The organism is Paenibacillus sp. JT22N15 (assembly GCF_059383755.1).
On sequence record NZ_JBXENV010000019.1, the window covers coordinates 1 to 16,338 of the forward strand.

18 protein-coding genes, 2 rRNA genes and 1 riboswitch are annotated in these 16,338 nt (G+C 47.1%); of the genes, 18 read left to right on the forward strand and 2 right to left on the reverse strand.

Annotated features, from left to right (window positions below; translation table 11 throughout):
* Nucleotides 1-92 (forward strand): 23S ribosomal RNA (locus AC50X8_RS28345); the annotation flags it as partial.
* A gap of 121 nt (nt 93-213) precedes the next feature.
* Nucleotides 214-330 (forward strand): 5S ribosomal RNA (gene rrf / locus AC50X8_RS28350).
* A 164-nt stretch (nt 331-494) separates the two neighbouring features.
* Here the strand turns inward: rrf and AC50X8_RS28355 are convergent.
* Nucleotides 495-1,025: a transposase gene (locus AC50X8_RS28355; protein ID WP_494882909.1), complete on the reverse strand. Its 531-nt coding sequence runs from the start codon at nt 1,023-1,025 to the stop codon at nt 495-497.
* A 217-nt stretch (nt 1,026-1,242) separates the two neighbouring features.
* Between AC50X8_RS28355 and AC50X8_RS28360 the strand changes: the two genes are divergently transcribed.
* The 10 genes from AC50X8_RS28360 (at nt 1,243) to rsmI (ending at nt 8,783) form a co-directional block, all read left to right on the forward strand.
* The gene (locus tag AC50X8_RS28360; protein ID WP_081418785.1) at nt 1,243-1,434 is read left to right on the forward strand and encodes a sigma factor G inhibitor Gin; all 192 of its coding nucleotides are present in this window, start codon (nt 1,243-1,245) and stop codon (nt 1,432-1,434) included.
* 184 nt (nt 1,435-1,618) lie between these two features.
* Nucleotides 1,619-3,145 carry an aminotransferase class I/II-fold pyridoxal phosphate-dependent enzyme gene (locus AC50X8_RS28365; RefSeq protein ID WP_494882983.1) on the forward strand — a complete coding sequence of 509 codons (1,527 nt, stop codon included), beginning with the start codon at nt 1,619-1,621 and terminating at the stop codon, nt 3,143-3,145.
* A 107-nt stretch (nt 3,146-3,252) separates the two neighbouring features.
* Nucleotides 3,253-3,879: a dTMP kinase gene (gene tmk / locus AC50X8_RS28370; RefSeq protein WP_494865449.1), complete on the forward strand. Its 627-nt coding sequence runs from the start codon at nt 3,253-3,255 to the stop codon at nt 3,877-3,879.
* 66 nt (nt 3,880-3,945) lie between these two features.
* Nucleotides 3,946-4,275, forward strand: a complete 330-nt coding sequence (gene darA, locus AC50X8_RS28375; RefSeq protein WP_046234500.1) for a cyclic di-AMP receptor DarA — start codon at nt 3,946-3,948, stop codon at nt 4,273-4,275.
* Between the two features lie 16 nt (nt 4,276-4,291).
* The gene (locus AC50X8_RS28380) at nt 4,292-4,735 is read left to right on the forward strand and encodes a YaaR family protein (RefSeq protein WP_046234499.1); all 444 of its coding nucleotides are present in this window, start codon (nt 4,292-4,294) and stop codon (nt 4,733-4,735) included.
* A gap of 39 nt (nt 4,736-4,774) precedes the next feature.
* Complete coding sequence (holB, locus tag AC50X8_RS28385) at nt 4,775-5,752, forward strand: DNA polymerase III subunit delta' (protein ID WP_056034957.1); 978 nt, start codon at nt 4,775-4,777, stop codon at nt 5,750-5,752.
* Between the two features lie 4 nt (nt 5,753-5,756).
* On the forward strand, nt 5,757-6,560 hold the full coding sequence (locus AC50X8_RS28390; protein WP_046234497.1) for a PSP1 domain-containing protein: 804 nt from the start codon (nt 5,757-5,759) through the stop codon (nt 6,558-6,560).
* A 94-nt stretch (nt 6,561-6,654) separates the two neighbouring features.
* A complete protein-coding gene (locus AC50X8_RS28395) occupies nt 6,655-7,095 on the forward strand; it encodes an initiation-control protein YabA (protein ID WP_494882912.1) in 441 nt (146 codons plus the stop codon).
* A 121-nt stretch (nt 7,096-7,216) separates the two neighbouring features.
* Nucleotides 7,217-7,873 (forward strand): tRNA1(Val) (adenine(37)-N6)-methyltransferase, encoded by a 657-nt coding sequence (locus tag AC50X8_RS28400; RefSeq protein WP_056035000.1) that lies wholly within the window; start codon nt 7,217-7,219, stop codon nt 7,871-7,873.
* A gap of 31 nt (nt 7,874-7,904) precedes the next feature.
* The gene (gene rsmI / locus AC50X8_RS28405) at nt 7,905-8,783 is read left to right on the forward strand and encodes a 16S rRNA (cytidine(1402)-2'-O)-methyltransferase (RefSeq protein WP_056034954.1); all 879 of its coding nucleotides are present in this window, start codon (nt 7,905-7,907) and stop codon (nt 8,781-8,783) included.
* A gap of 120 nt (nt 8,784-8,903) precedes the next feature.
* On the opposite strand, the gene AC50X8_RS28410 is transcribed toward rsmI, so the two are convergent.
* Nucleotides 8,904-9,158 (reverse strand): AbrB/MazE/SpoVT family DNA-binding domain-containing protein, encoded by a 255-nt coding sequence (locus AC50X8_RS28410; protein ID WP_012772023.1) that lies wholly within the window; start codon nt 9,156-9,158, stop codon nt 8,904-8,906.
* 280 nt (nt 9,159-9,438) lie between these two features.
* Here AC50X8_RS28410 and AC50X8_RS28415 point away from each other — a divergent pair, with 280 nt between their 5' ends.
* From AC50X8_RS28415 to yabG, 6 genes are all read left to right on the forward strand, one after another.
* Nucleotides 9,439-10,734: an HD domain-containing protein gene (locus tag AC50X8_RS28415; RefSeq protein WP_056034952.1), complete on the forward strand. Its 1,296-nt coding sequence runs from the start codon at nt 9,439-9,441 to the stop codon at nt 10,732-10,734.
* Nucleotides 10,735-10,850: 116 nt separating this feature from the next.
* Entirely contained in the window at nt 10,851-11,624 is a 774-nt protein-coding gene (locus AC50X8_RS28420; protein WP_056034949.1) for a TatD family hydrolase, read from the forward strand.
* 184 nt (nt 11,625-11,808) lie between these two features.
* Nucleotides 11,809-12,016, forward strand: a riboswitch (cyclic di-AMP (ydaO/yuaA leader).
* A 245-nt stretch (nt 12,017-12,261) separates the two neighbouring features.
* Nucleotides 12,262-13,407, forward strand: a complete 1,146-nt coding sequence (locus tag AC50X8_RS28425; RefSeq protein WP_056034946.1) for a resuscitation-promoting factor — start codon at nt 12,262-12,264, stop codon at nt 13,405-13,407.
* 332 nt (nt 13,408-13,739) lie between these two features.
* Nucleotides 13,740-14,288: a ribonuclease M5 gene (gene rnmV, locus AC50X8_RS28430; protein ID WP_056034944.1), complete on the forward strand. Its 549-nt coding sequence runs from the start codon at nt 13,740-13,742 to the stop codon at nt 14,286-14,288.
* A gap of 9 nt (nt 14,289-14,297) precedes the next feature.
* On the forward strand, nt 14,298-15,212 hold the full coding sequence (rsmA, locus tag AC50X8_RS28435; RefSeq protein ID WP_056034941.1) for a 16S rRNA (adenine(1518)-N(6)/adenine(1519)-N(6))-dimethyltransferase RsmA: 915 nt from the start codon (nt 14,298-14,300) through the stop codon (nt 15,210-15,212).
* A 103-nt stretch (nt 15,213-15,315) separates the two neighbouring features.
* A complete protein-coding gene (gene yabG, locus AC50X8_RS28440) occupies nt 15,316-16,206 on the forward strand; it encodes a sporulation peptidase YabG (protein WP_056034938.1) in 891 nt (296 codons plus the stop codon).
* Nucleotides 16,207-16,338: the final 132 nt, after the last annotated feature.

Consider the following 16,338-nt stretch of genomic DNA (forward strand, 5'->3'; position numbering starts at 1 on the left):
ACCCCTTGAAGACGACGAGGTTGATAGGTTCGGGGTGGAAGCGCAGCAATGCGTGCAGCTGACGAATACTAATCGGTCGAGGGCTTATCCTAAACAACACGCTAAAGTTTCTTGACTTTGTCTTTCGCATCCAGTTTTCAGGGTAGCAATACTTTGATGATCGTTGGATCTTTTCGAAGCTGATTCGAGAAGGGATTCAATGAAAAATACCTGTTTGGTGGCGATGGCGGAGGGGAACCACGCGTTCCCATCCCGAACACGACCGTTAAGCCCTCCAGCGCCGATGGTACTTGGACCGCAGGGTCCTGGGAGAGTAGGACGTCGCCAAGCACGAGAAGCCTGCCGCAGTTTGCGGCAGGTTTTTTGTTTCAATTTTAATTTATAACCACTGAATTAAAGGGTAAATATGCATTTAAAGAAGCTGTTCCTCCACTAATGACTGAGGAACAGCTTCTTTTTCATAATCATAGATATTTGCGTTATAGGATAGCCAGTTAACGATGGTAGTACGAGGCTTCGTATTTTCCAAGGCGGAGAATGCCTTCTTTTTTTTGTTTGCGAAAAGCGACGGACAAAAGGAGGCGCGGAACGATGAGCCACAAATGCCAACAGATGATGCTGATCATAAGCGATTCCGAAATCCAAGGATATAAGATGCCAGTGCCACAAAGCCCTATCCAGAACAACTGGCGGTGTACGCGGCGGAAAAGCTGAAGCTTAATATCGTTTGCAGGCTTAAAGCCGAACCAAGGTGGCGTAATACCCCATACCCAGCGGCGATCAGCTGCCTCTTCTACTCGGATAAAGGTCAGCAGCAATATAATCAGGTGAATGACTTGAATGACAGCAAAGCCGAACAACCAGCTGAAAAGTCCATCTCTACCATATATAAGCAGCTGAAAAGCGACGAATATAACGGCAATAAGGATATGGCTTTGGACAAGCTCAGGCCTAATGATTTTACGTTTAACGAGCTGGTATTGATAAATCGTTGCAGCTTGCTGCTCAGATAATGATTGACGCATCTTTCTAACATCCCTTCCATAACGTTCAAGCCTATCCTATATATATCGGTTAATTAGAGCTTTCCCGCGATAGCACACGGCTAATTTTGTATTCACCATCTGGGCTCTGGCGGCATACGATATATAAATATTTGAAATGGGCTATGAAACAAGTTTAAAAAGCTAGAATATATGCCATAATAGTAGCTATAGAGTTGGGATGAAAGGCGGGATTCAAATGCTTGAAAATCATCAGCTTCATTGTATTATATGCGGCGAACATAAAGCCGAGGGTGAAGGAATTCGCATCGTTACTGAATTTATATGCCAATCATGCGAAATAGAAATGGTGCAGACCGACGTTAAAGATGCTAAATATCCATTCTTTATCCATCAGATGAAGCAAATCTTCATTGAAAAAAATGCTTGAGCGAACTCTACCTATAGAATTCGCTCTTTTTTTCATGAAATATATGAATGTATAAGTTTTCATTAGCTTATATTCCACCAGCGAAACGGTAGCTTTGCTGCCAGAGGACGGCAACAGCCGTTTAAGCTTGTTCAAATCCACTAAAATAGATTTAAGTTTATAGCGAAAGGAACGGCTCTCTTTGATGCAACATATACATGCTCCGCTATATGAAATGCTGCTTAAACATACAGCTTCGCAGCCGGTTAGCTTTCACGTACCCGGGCATCGCTACGGCCAGGCATTTGGGCCAGATAAGCCCGAACGGGAAGGTGAAGGGCAGGAGTCCGATTTTATAAAAGCAATGAAAGAGACTTTTACAGCGATTATGAGGCTGGATGTGACAGAACTGTCCGCTACAGATGATTTGCATCATCCAGAGGGGGCCATTGCCGAAGCGCAAGACTTGGCAGCTCGCTGCTTTGGCGCGGAGGAAAGCTTTTTTCTCGTGGGAGGAAGCACTTCTGGCAATCTAGCTATGCTGCTGGCTGTATGTGAGCCTGGCGATTATATTCTCGTACAGCGCAACGTCCATAAGTCGGTCATTAATGGTTTGAAGCTCGCGGGTGCAAGGGCCGTATTTATAATGCCGCAAATAGATGAGCCTACCGGAATTGCAACGCAGCCTTCTCTAGCGCAGGTAAAGATGATGATGGACTTATACCCACAGGCGAAAGCTGTATTTCTCAATAATCCGAATTATTATGGGATGAGCATGAACCTACAACCTTATGCTGAAGCGATTCATCAGTGCGGCATGCTGCTGCTTGTGGATGAAGCACACGGTGCCCATTATGGCTTGCATCCCAAGCTACCTGGCTCAGCGATAGCGGCTGGAGCAGATGCCGTTGTGCAGTCCACTCATAAAACACTCACTGCGCTTACAATGGGAGCGATGCTTCATGTGCAGGGTGAGTTTCTTAACCGAACCGCCATTAGAGAAGCTTTAGCGACGATTCAAAGCTCGAGTCCGTCTTTTCCAATTATGGCCTCGCTCGATATTTCCCGTGCAATGATAGAGGCGTCGGGCGCTGACTGGTTTGATGATGCATTAGCTGTTGCTGCATATTTGCATAAAGGAATAGAAGAGTGCTGTGCGGCAATTGAGATATTGAAGCAAAGCGATGATAGGCTAGCCGCAATGCCCGCTTACAATCAATTAGATCCATTGCGAATTGTATTATGGGATCGAACGGGGGCATTAAGCGGTTTTGAAATATTGAAGCTGCTGGAACAGCAGGGCTGCTGGGCAGAAATGGCGGATATGCGCCATGTCGTGCTTTTGCTGGGGATTGGCATTCAGTTTGAGGATGCCGATCGTCTCATGCAAGCTTGTCAGGCAGTGGAGATGATTATCGCATCTAAAGGACGGGTAATAGCTGAACAACCGCTTGCAAGAGCTGGGAACCTACTGTTCTTACCAGAATCGGTAGAACCAATTGCTTTTTCGCGAGTGAGTAAAGGGACTATGGTAAGAGTGAAGCTGGAAGATGCGATAAATTGCAGGGCAGCAGAGATGATCGTCCCATATCCGCCGGGCATTCCTATTGTATATCCGGGCGAACTGCTTACTGCGGAAATGCTGGGCTATATTAAAGAGCTTGCTAGCAGTGGAGCGAAGTTCCAAGGTGCGGTAGATCCAGCCATGCAATCCATTGCAATCGTGGAATAAATGTGATTAGACGGCAAAAGCTCGTATACAAGGGAAAGTCGCTTTGTTAAAATGGAAGTAAGCATTACGCTGAAAATTCAGTTTCATAGATTAGGAGTTACGAACCGTTGAATAAGGGTATTTTTATTACAATAGAAGGCGGCGAAGGGGCGGGGAAAACTACACTGATCGAGCAGCTTGCGCATACGATGAAGCAGCAGGGCAAAGCAGTGTTGACCACTCGAGAGCCGGGAGGCATCCCTATTGCGGAGAAAATCCGGTCAGTCATTTTGGATCGGAATCATACCGCAATGGATGCTAGGACAGAAGCACTCTTGTATGCGGCTTCAAGACGACAGCATCTTGTAGAGAAGGTCATGCCGGCACTTACAGCAGGCAAGCTTGTCATTTGCGACCGTTTCGTGGATAGCAGCCTAGCCTATCAGGGACATGCGCGTGGACTTGGCATGGAAGAGGTATGGTCGATTAATCAGTTTGCGATTGAAGGGGCGATGCCGCAGCTCACAATCTACATGGATGTGACGCCAGAGGTAGGTCTTGCCCGTATTGGACAATCGGATGATCGTGAGATTAATCGGCTTGATTTGGAGGAAATCGCTTTTCACGAGCGAGTCAGGGAAGGTTATTTTATATTGCTGGAGAAGTTCCCTGAGCGAATAGTCCGAGTTGATGCAAATCAGGAGCTGGATATGGTGCTGAAAGATGTTTTGGCCGCAATAGAGGGCAAACTCTAGCGTTTTTGAACTAAAGCAACGTTAGAGCTTACGTTTAAATGATAACGAATAATGGGAGGAATCAGGATGAAATTAGTCATTGCGATTATTCAGGATAAGGATAGCAACCGTTTGTCGAATGCGCTTGTGACAGAAGGATTTCGGGCAACGAAGCTGGCAAGTACGGGCGGTTTTCTGCGCGCAGGCAATACAACTTTTATGATTGGTATTGAAGATGAGCGTGTGCACGAAGTGCTTCAAGTGATCAAAACCAACTGCAAAGTGCGCGATCAATTAGTTACGCCTGTATCGCCAATCGGCGGCTCAACGGATTCTTATATTCCTTTCCCGGTAGAAGTACAAGTGGGTGGCGCTGCCGTATTCGTCGTTCCGGTAGAACGCTTTGAACATTTCTGATTGGACGTGATAACGGATGAAAATTGATCCAGGGTTTCGTCCGCTTGGGGCGAATCGCGCGAGTAACGACCTAGCTTCCAAGCAGCCGCAGATGAAGAGCTTCGGCGATGTTATGGTTCAGCAGGAAGCACAGCGGACACAAGAGCAATTGCAGCAGAAGCTGCAGGACATTCATAGACAGGGTGACCATTTATCCAGAGTAATGACGGTGCGGGAATTAAAGCTTTACCGCCAGATGGTCAAGAAGTTTCTGGAGGATACCGTTAGGCGCGGCATCGGGCTTAAAGAGCTTAGAGGGTTTGACCGCAGAGGCCGTACGAAGCGCTATAAGCTGCTTGACGAGATTGATGCAGAGCTCGTTAATATGGCGGAGGAGCTGCTGGAGACCGAAGAAGGGCGTATTGAATTGCTAGCCCGGATCGGTGAAGTGCGTGGCATGCTGATTAATTTATTGTTTTAGATTGGAAAGGTTACGATCGAGGAAGGAATTTTTGAGCTTATGAGCATGGAGCAGCTAACCGGTCAATGGAAAGCGAAGCGTATTTTACAGCATGCGCTGCAAAGCGGTAAAGTATCGCATGCTTATTTATTTTATGGACCGAAGGGCAGTGGCAGAATGGCGATGGCGGAAGCTTTCGCTAAAGCCTTATTCTGTACGAGCGGTGGCGATGATGCCTGCGGGCACTGCCTGGAGTGCCGCAAGTTTGATAATAACAATCAGCAGGATATGATTCGGATCGCTCCGGAAGGGCAGTCGATCAAGATTGATCAAATTCGCGAGCTGCAGCGGGAGCTTGGGCTGCGGGGCAGCGGGGCGAAACGCAAAGTATACATGATTGAGCGAGTAGAAACGATGACACTTCAAGCGGCGAACAGCCTATTAAAATTTTTGGAGGAGCCGCTATCCCCTGTTGTAGCGATATTGATAACCGATAATGGACAAGCTGTGCTGCCGACCATTCGCTCGCGCACCCAGTGGGTGCCGTTCCTCCCGATGTCTTCCGATGAGATGCTTCAAACGTTAACAAATGAAGGACTGCCCTCTATTCTTGCTCGCGCAGCCGTACAGCTGAGCTCGGGATTGGACGGCGCTAGGGAAATCATCCAGCAGAATCAGTTTGCAGAAATCCGAAACGTAGTGATACAATTAGGGAAGGACAGTCTGACCCGATTCACCGCGGCAATGATTACCGTCCAGCAGCAGTTCATTAAGAAGGATATTGGTGAAGATCCGCAACTGCTGTTATCTCTTTTTGTATTATGGTTTAAGGACATGATTAAATTTCAGGCCGGAAGGCAAGAAGATATTGTATATATAGATCAGTTGGAATGGATAAGCAAGCATGCATTCAGCCGGCCAGTGGAAGGCTGGGTCACTTGCATGGAGCATACACTCGAAGCAAGCAAGCGTATTAGGTCGAATGTATCTGCTCAACTCGCTTTAGAGCAATTAATGGTAAACTTACAGGAGGGCTAAATCCTTGTATAATGTCGTGGGTGTCCGCTTTAAGAAGGCGGGTAAGATTTATTACTTTGATCCAGCCCTGCATCCCGTTGACAAGGACCAGCATGTCATTGTTGAGACGGCCAGGGGGATCGAGTATGGCAAAGTAGTGGTTGGACAGAAGCAAGTCGGTGAATCGGATGTTGTCCTTCCGTTAAAGCGCGTTATACGAATTGCCAGCGACGTGGATGCGAAGGTTGTAGAAGAGAATCGTTCTGCTGCTCAAGCTGCATTCTCAACCTGTTCAGACAAAATAAAAGACCATCAGCTGAAGATGAAGCTGGTTGACGTCGAATTCACGTTCGACCGCAACAAGATTATTTTTTATTTTACAGCTGAAGGTCGGGTAGATTTTCGCGAGCTTGTGAAAGACTTGGCAAGCGTGTTCCGTACTCGGATTGAGCTTCGGCAAATCGGGGTTCGTGACGAGGCGAAGATGCTTGGCGGCATCGGACCATGTGGACGGATATTATGCTGCTCTTCGTGGCTGGGCGATTTTGAGCCGGTATCGATCAAGATGGCGAAGGACCAGAATTTGTCGCTCAATCCGACTAAGATTTCTGGTTTATGCGGCCGTTTGATGTGCTGCTTGAAATACGAGCATGACAATTATGAAAGCTCAAGAGAAGAGCTTCCAGCGATTGGCAAGATCGTTATCACTTCACTTGGTGAAGGCAAGGTAACGGGAATCAATGTTGGTTCCAAGACCGTGTACGTACACTTGTTTGAAGTTTCGGGGAAACCGAAGGAACTTCCGTTAGACGATGTCATTTTGAAATGACAGTATTAAGAACAATTCATAGCATGTCCAAACGACCAAGCGCAATGCTTACAGCTAAGGTGCAAGACGATGCTTGAAGCTCTGGGGTGGGAACTTGGAGAAAAAAGAGATTTTTGTTCAAATGGATCAGCTTGATACCCAAATGGGCGAGTTTCATCGTCAAGTTGGGGATCTGAAGCTGCGGGTGAAGGAACTGCTTGAAGAGAATAAGCGGTTAAGCATGGAAAACCATCAGCTGCGCAAAATTTTGAAGCGGATACCGCAACAAGTGGAGGAACCTTTGTCAGTTAAGACAGCAGGGGCTTCAAAATCAAATGCGGGCAAGACGATGGGGACAAGCACAAAGGTAGAGCAGCAGACAGAAACAGCCGATTTGTTCACTTCTGCCGAAGATGCAGCTGCATATTCAGTAGGAGAAGGGCATGATAATTTGGCGAGACTTTACCATGAAGGCTTCCATATTTGCAATGTCTATTATGGGCATTTGCGGACAGAAGGCGATTGTCTCTTCTGCTTATCCTTCTTAAATAAATAATGCAATCGGTCAACACTATGCCGTCCTTGCTAAGAGGACGGTATCTTTATGTCAAGGGAGCAGTGGGAAAGTCGTGGACGAGCAGATCAAGCTGGAAATCAATGAACGTTTGGACGATTTAATGATGGATACCGGACTGCGAATTATTCAGAGCAGGGAAGTGTTCAGCTTTTCGACGGATGCGGTGCTGCTTTCCAACTTCGCAAGCATTCCGAAAAAAGGAAAGGTCATTGACCTTTGCACAGGGAATGGCGTAATACCGCTGCTATTGACAGGGCGGACGAAAGCACAAATTGATGCAGTGGAGATTCAGCCAAGACTTGCGGATATGGCAAGGCGGAGTGTAAAGCTGAATGGGCTGGAGCAGCAAATTAATATCGTGGAAGCTGATTTGCGAAATTTTGCAGCGAATAAAGCGATTTATGGAACGTATGATGCGGTAACCGTCAACCCGCCTTATATGTCGGCTGAAGCAGGAGACTCTAATGAAAATGAGCATTATGCGATCGCCAGGCATGAGGTACACGGAACCTTGCAGGATATTGTCGAAGCTTGCTCAAGGCTGGTGCGACCAGCTGGGAAAGTAGCCATGGTGCATCGGCCATCACGCTTTGTAGAAATAATTGAGACGATGCGCAAGTACAAGCTGGAGCCAAAGCGGGTACAGTTCATTCATCCGAATAAAAATGGCGAAGCCAATATGGTGCTTATTGAGGCTATGCGTGATGGCAGACCGGAACTGAGGCTGCTGCCGCCAATTATGGTATATGATACTTAGCCTAGTGGAATGCTAGAAGGAGGGCTCAACAATGTTTGTGCAAAAAAGCTTTAGCGGGCCGCAGCAACACGGTGCCGGGACGTTATATTTAGTCGGAACGCCAATTGGCAACTTAGAGGATATGACCTTTCGCGCGATTCGTACGTTGAAAGAAGTGGATCTTATAGCTGCCGAGGATACGAGACAAACACGTAAGCTTCTTTCCCATTTTGAAATTGCGACACGGCTTGTGAGCTATCACGAACATAATAAACAAGCGAGTGGCAGCGAGCTTATTCGATTGCTGCAAGAGGGGCAATCGATTGCCCTTGTAAGCGATGCAGGGCTGCCTGCTGTATCCGATCCCGGTGCAGATTTGGTTGCCGAAGCGGTGGAGCAGGGTATTTTTGTCGTTCCGATACCTGGTGCGAATGCGGCATTGTCGGCTTTAATTGTATCAGGCTTGCCAACGGAGCGTTTTATGTTCGCCGGATTTCCGCCGCGAGACAAAAAGTCACTTGCGAAATGGCTGCTTCAGCTTCAAGCACAGGAAGGCACCTTGATGCTGTATGAGTCGCCACATCGCTTGCGGAAGACGCTGGATGCCATACTGGAGCATCTCGGAGACCGTCGTATCGCGATGGTGCGGGAACTGACGAAGCGTTTTGAAGAAATGGCGCGTGGTACAGTAACGGAATGTATCACTTGGATTGAGGAAAATCCGCCATTGGGAGAGTATTGCCTTATAATAGAAGGAAGCAGCTCAGATGAGAATACGGGGGAGCTTGCTGCCGCTTGGTGGGCGGAGCTGAGCATGGAAGAGCATGTACAGCATTACGAAGCAGAGCTTGGACGTAAGGACGCGATAAAAAAGGCAGCTACAGATCGTGGTCTATCAAAGCGTGATGTTTATAATGAAGTAAACCGCTAGAAAAACAAAAAATAGAGAAAAAAAAGACCTTCCTGGCCGGGTTCTAGCACAGGAAGGCAATAAGGAGTATTAAAAGGTTAGAATTAACTAGTTGAATAAGGTTATTATAACCTATTTTTTTTATTTTGTCACAGGTGAAGGCATTTCTGATAGGCAAATGTGACAAACAATTTTTCCTTTGAAGTAAGATACGTTCTCAGCGTTACCACAGAAGATACAAGCTGGCTCGTATTTCTTCAACATAATGCGCTCGCCGTCTACATAAATCTCTAGTGCATCTTTCTCTCCGATACCAAGCGTACGGCGAAGCTCGATTGGAATAACAACGCGACCTAATTCATCAACCTTACGGACAATACCTGTGGACTTCATCATAATAATTTGTTTCCCCTCTCATCAAAAAGTGTATTCGTCACTTTTCGACATAGTTTCTCTTTTTATGTCTACTATAATACCAACGTTTCCCATAATAGTCAACTGAAATTATTGAAGAAAATTGCAGCTACTAAGGGAGTTTGACTATATAGTAAGGTCATATTACTCTTACTATAGAATACAACAGCTTCGACATTTTGGAAACTGTTTTGCGACATTCTTCGACATATTTTTTGCTTTTTTATGTCGAACCAGAGAACAAAAGGAGTTGATTTGTTGAATGAACCGACAGCTATCGGAAGAGAAAGTTTTTAAGGACCCCGTTCATAAATATATTTATGTTCAGGATCAGACGATATGGGATCTAATCAATACGAAGGAGTTTCAAAGATTACGGCGTATTCGGCAGCTCGGAACGTCTTATCTTACTTTTCATGGCGCTGAGCATAGCCGATTCTCCCATTCTCTTGGCGTGTATGAAATTACTAGAAAGATTATTTCCCAATTCGAACGCAATGGTTTTCCCGGCTGGCCGCAGGAGGAGCGGCTATTGGCGCTTTGCGCTGCACTGCTGCATGACGTTGGTCATGGGCCATTTTCCCATTCGCTGGAACAAGTATTCGATACGCATCACGAGCAGTGGACCTGCAGCATTTTGCTTGAGGACACCGAGGTCAATCGTATACTACGAAATGTAGCAGACGACTTTCCTGAACATGTCACTGCTGTTATTAATAAGACATATCCGAATCCAATTGTTAGCGGCTTGATTTCCAGTCAGCTTGATGCGGACCGAATGGACTATTTATTGAGGGATGCTTATTTCACAGGGGTCAATTATGGCAACTTTGATCTGGAGCGTATTCTGCGTGTGCTCCGTCCTATTAATGGAAGGATTGTTGTTAAAGAAAGCGGCATGCACGCCGTAGAGCATTATTTGATGTCCCGCTATCAAATGTATTGGCAAATTTATTTCCATCCGGTTACGAGAAGCTCGGAAATCATCCTTAGACAAATATTTCGCAGAGCGAAGGAGCTTTATGAGGGTGGGTACACATTTGGTTGGATGCCGGAGCCGCTGAAACGGCTGCTTGACGGGACAATTGGGGTTAAACAATATTTGAAGCTGGATGAGGCGTATTTGCAGACAGCCTTTATAGAATGGAGCGACGAAGGCGATGAACTGCTGGCGGAGCTATGTGATCGTTTTTTGACGCGTCGCCTCTATAAATACATCATGTTGGATAAACCGGATATTGGCCTCTTTAATGAAGTAAGACAACAATTTGCAGCGATCGGGTTGAACCCGGATTACCATATGGAAATTGATTTTCCATTTGATCAACCGTATGATGTGTATCAGCCTGATACGAAAAAAGGCGGAAAAGAAGAAAAGACGCCGATTTTGTTAATGGATAGCTACGAGGCTGTCAGTGAAATTTCCACGAAATCTGACATCATTCGTTCCATTACTGGACTTCATCAGGGCCAGTCCCATTTGTATTATCCGGAAGAGAAGCTGCGCGCTGCCGCTGATCAATTAAGCGATAAAGTACGAATGTTATTTAAAATATAGGAAAGTATATGATTTTGCCATACTTTCTCTATATTTCTCGGACTGAAACGCGCCGCCAAAGGACGGCTTTCGACCGTTTCACCATAGACTATAATATAGAAGGAGCTTGCTCAATTATGATTTCTTTATTCGACACACACACCCATTTGGACTCCCCGCATTTTGACGAAGACCGCGAAGCTGTTATCGAAAGAGCGCGTGCGGCAGGGGTGGATTTAATGGTTAATATTGGATTCAATCGGGAAACGATTCCAACAACACTTGCGCTGGCAGAAAAATATGATTTTATATATGCAGCAGTTGGCTGGCACCCCGTTGACAGCATCGATATGCTGCCGGAGGATCTGGGATGGATTGAAGAGCTTTGCTCTCATCCTAAAGTGGTAGCCATTGGCGAAATCGGACTGGATTACCATTGGGATACGTCCCCAAAAGACGTCCAGCATCGCGTATTTCGCGAGCAAATTCGCTTAGCCAAGAAGTTGAAAAAACCAATTATTATTCATAATCGCGATGCCCATGAGGATATTGTCAAGCTGCTGAAGGAGGAAAATGCTTCTGAGGTTGGCGGCATTATGCATTGCTTTTCCGGCAGTCCAGAAACGGCTCAAAAATGCCTCGATATGAACTTCTATATATCGTTCGGGGGACCGCTTACATTCAAAAATGCAAGGGTGCCAAAAGAGGTGCTTGCGATGGTTCCGAGTGACCGAATTTTGATCGAAACGGATGCCCCATATTTGACCCCTCATCCATTCCGAGGGAAACGAAATGAGACGTCTTATGTGTCGCTCGTTGCGGAAGCCGCAGCAGAAATATTAGGAAAATCGGTGGCCGAAATCGCCAATTTAACGACCGAAAACGGTAAAAAATGTTTCGGAATTGTGTAAAAACGGCTATAAAAACGAGAATAAGTGACCTTTACGGCGATAAAACTAATTTTTCATGCTGAAATAGACTCTCTTTTCCGTAAATATCCTAAAATTTCGCTTAAATCGGTTTTTATCTGATCTTTACAATTAGGCTCCGATGAAGGTATGATTCATTTCAGAGCTTTAAATTTTTGTATTGGATTTCCAGTTTGCGCTTAATCTTCGAACTTTGGAGAGCGGGGGAACCATGCACGATGCTGTGAGGAATTTGCGGATCACATTGCACGCGCACCTGAATTTCTTCTAGGGGTGAATTTGGCGGGGATTGCCATGAGCATTCTTCCGACGATAGGGCAGCTCTCTTGCCCGAACCCGACAGCTAACCTCGTAAGCGTTTATAGAGAGTGATCAACCTCGTGCATCCACCATTCCTGAATAGTCTATTTTGACGTTCCCGGGAAGCCACGAAACAGATCCTCTGTCGACGGGCTTTCTTTTTATTTTTGAATATTGGGTAAACCGTCGTCATAGGGTAAATCTAGGAGGTTGCAGAGGAAATATACTGGAGCGTGCTAGAAGCACGCCAATATACTATAGTCGCGTCAATGGTATCATGCGTAATTCGACGGCGGGGCTATGAAGGAGGACCGATGAAGTGGGCATTATTCAAGCAAGTGAGACCCATGGGAAACGATCATCCAGCATGTCTTTCGCATTGCGATGGAAGCGTGAAAACTTGCGTTTGATTCTTTTGAGTACTACGATCTCAATCGCTATGACTTTCATGTTTTTGGTGTTGTTGTACGGATCGGCTGACAAAAGCGTATCCGTAGTAGTGAATGGACAAGAAACCGTTGTTTCAACGAAACAATGGGTCCTGCAACGCCTACTGGATGAACAAGCTATTACAATTGGCCCGCATGACGAGGTATCTGTACCTCTGAATACGGCAGTAAAGGATGGGGACCGCTTTGAAATTAAGCATGCGGTACCGCTACTTGTAAAAGCTGATGGCAAAACATCAACGGTGTACACGACAGAGAAAACCGTGCAGGCAGCGATAAAGAAATTAAATATTCCTGTTGAAGATGATGATAAAGTATTACCTTCGCTTGGCTCGGGCGTCAGCGCGGATATGACCGTAACAGTCATTCGCGTCGATACGAAGCTAGGCAAGTCGTCCAGCACAACACCGTTCACCATTGTGAAGAAGGAAGATCCGAACCTGGAAGTAGGCAAGGAGAAGGTTGTGCAGACGGGCAAAGAAGGCGTCGTAACGATCAAAATTGAGAAGCAGTTTGAAGATGGCGTACTTGTCTCCAAGAAAGTGGTAGACAAGGTAGTCGAAACGGTTGCGGTCAATCAGGTCGTTGCAGTCGGTACGAAAAAGCCGGAGCCTAAAGTTACTGTGCTGTCGACAGCGACAACCAGCAACAATGTAACGGTAGACGGCACAACGCTCACATCCAAAAAAGTGCTCAGCAACGTCACATTGACGGCCTATTCAGCTGGCTTAGCATCAACGGGCAAGAGCGAAGGGCACCCGGACTACGGAATTACGGCCTCTGGCGCTAAAGTATCGGAAGGACGGACAATTGCCGTTGACCCGGATATCATTCCACTCGGTTGGTGGGTGTATATCGAGGGCATTGGTTTCCGCCGTGCTGAAGATACCGGAAGTGCGATCAAGGGCAATAAGATCGATGTTTATTTTGACAGTGAGAAGCAAGCTAATAAATTTGGTAAGAAAAAAGGATTTACCGTTTATGTGATTGGTCCTAACAAGCCATCGCTTAGCTAATTAGTGGCAGTTCTTTATGGATTGTGCTCTAGTTTATCGCAATCATAAGCTAAATATGACAGGATGCGGAAGAGGCCTTGCCTCTTCTTTTTGTTTGCGTCAGATTCGCTTGAATGGCCAATTGGGGTTATAATAAAACAGACGTGAATGAGCGGGTTGTTGTTGCAGCAATCGCCCATTTTTTCTGAAATATAAGATTGATAAGTTTCACGTTTATAATCAGCTTATATTTCACCGCGAAACGGCAGCTTTGCCGCCAAAGGACGGCGACAGCCGTTTACGCTTGAACGAATATCCAAGATAAGTTTCCCTTTGTGAAAGGATTGTTCGATGTGATCAAGGAAATGATTGTAGTAGAAGGCAAAGAGGATACGGTAGCGATTAAGCGGGCCGTTGAAGCCGATACGATTGAGACGAATGGATCGGCCATTGGCGAGGATGTGCTGCGGCGCATCGCGCTGGCACAGGAGCGCCGTGGCGTTATTATATTTACAGATCCGGATCATGCGGGAGAGCGTATTCGTAAAATTGTCGCTCAGCGCGTGCCGGGCTGCAAGCATGCTTTTTTACCGCAGGAGCTGGCCTCCTATAAAGGGGATATCGGCATTGAGAATGCGGCGCCTGATGCGATTAGGCAGGCGCTCTCGGAGCTGCGTACAGAAACGGCTGAGAGCGTCGGGGCCATTACATGGGACGATCTGATGGCAGCTGGCTTAATTGTGCATGAAGAAGCGGCAAAGCGGCGGCTGGTTATGGGCAAGCTGCTGGGGATCGGCTATGCGAACGGGAAGCAGTTCTACAAGCGCTGCACGAGCTTCTGCATTACGCGCGAAGAGTTTGAGAAGGCGCTGCAAGCCATGGAACAACAGGAACAGGGGTGACGAAGGCGTATGACGGAGCAACAAAGCTTAAATAAAGGCGCAGTTAAGGCCGCAGAGGTAGCTACGCCTAAACGAACAAAGGAAATTATTGCGAAGTACGGGTTCTCCTTTAAGAAGAGCTTGGGACAAAACTTTCTCATCGACCAAAATATTTTAAACAATATTGTCAGCGCAGCTGAGCTTGACGAGACAAAAGGCGCGCTTGAGATCGGCCCTGGTATCGGAGCATTGACGCAGCGCCTTGCTGCAGTTGCGGGAACGGTAACGGCTGTTGAAATCGACAATCGGCTCATTCCGATTTTGCATGATATTTTCGAAGGCGAAGCGAATGTGGGCATTGTGCACGGCGATGTGCTTAAGCTCGACCTGAAGCAGCTGTTCGAAGAGCGCTTCAGCGGCGTAACGGGCGTTAGCGTCGTGGCGAACCTTCCTTACTATGTGACGACGCCGATTTTGATGAAGCTGCTGGAAGAGCGCCTGCCGCTGGAAAACATCGTCGTCATGATCCAGAAGGAAGTCGCGCAGCGGATGGCAGCAAAGCCAGGCGGCAAGGAATATGGCAGCCTGAGCGTGGCTGTGCAATATTATTGCGAGCCAAAGCTCGTCTGCACCGTTCCGCATACGGTGTTTATTCCACAGCCGAATGTGGATTCAGCTGTCATTAAGCTTGCGCTGCGGGACAAGCCGGCTGTTGATGTGCCCGATGAGGCGCATTTCTTCCGCGTCGTGCAGGCCAGCTTCGCACAGCGCCGCAAGACGCTCTACAACAATTTGACGGCGCTTGTGGGCAAGGAACAGCGGGAGGCCCTTACAACGCTGCTGCAGGGGCTTGCGATCGATCCTGCGCGGCGGGGTGAAACATTGTCGCTGGAGGAATTCGCCAAGATCAGCCGTGCATTTTTGGAAGTGGGCTGGAAAGGCTAAATAAAGATGGGCGCCGCCGGGCAATGGCCTCGGGGCGCCCGTTTGTTTTTTGCGCACACTACACGCCTTATGCCCATAGGATAGACGAAGAGGTGATTTACCTATGGAGCAAGGGGAGCTGGTCGTCCGCAAATCGTATGGCGGTGACGTGCTATTCCGCGTAGAAGCTGTTCGAACACATCATGCCCTGTTGAAAGGCACGGATTACCGATTGCTTGCGGATGCACCGATTCCTGATTTATCGGTTGTTCGCGATCCAAAAAAAGAAAAAGCTACGCAGCTGGTTCGAGTGAAAGTAAACGACTCGCTCAGCCGCATTCGTCAGCAGCATGAGCAAATGGCCGTTCAGGTGAAGGCGGATATTCGGCATGCGATGCCACAAAGCCAGCCTTTCTTCGAGGTGCCCGGCAAAGTGCTGCATTTGGACGGTGACGGCAATTATTTGCGTAAAAGCATGCAGCTGTACCAGACGATGAACGTACCGGCACACGGCGTGCACGCGCATGAATCACAGATGGCTGATTTGCTTTACCGTCTGCTGCCTCAAGTGAAGCCGGACATTGTGGTCATTACGGGACATGACGGTGTGCTAAAAACAAGGCTGGAAGCCGATCTGCACAGCCTAAGCAGCTATAAAAACTCGCAGAGCTTCTATAATGCGGTCCGCGTAGCACGGGAGTATGAGAAGAACCGCGACGGCCTTGTCGTCATTGCGGGAGCGTGCCAGTCGCATTTTGAGGCGCTGCTGCAAGCCGGTTCGAACTTCGCAAGCTCGCCCGGGAGAATTTTGATTCATGCGTTAGACCCGGTATACATTGCGATCAAAGCAAGCTATACGTCCATACGAGATACAATTAACCTGGCTGATGTCATTCATGGCACCATCAGTGGCATTGATGGCGTAGGCGGCATTGAGACGCTGGGAAGGTACCGAATTGGTTTGCCAAAACCTAAAATTAAGGCAGCCGAGTCATCCTTGCAAAGCATTTCCTAACAAACGGCCGAGTGCAGTTGAGACTCGCAACAGTTCTCGGCTTCATTGATTTTATAATTTTTCGATAAATTATTCATGGAATGATAAAAATGGATGAAAACACCGTTGACAATTAAATAAGTTGACTGATAT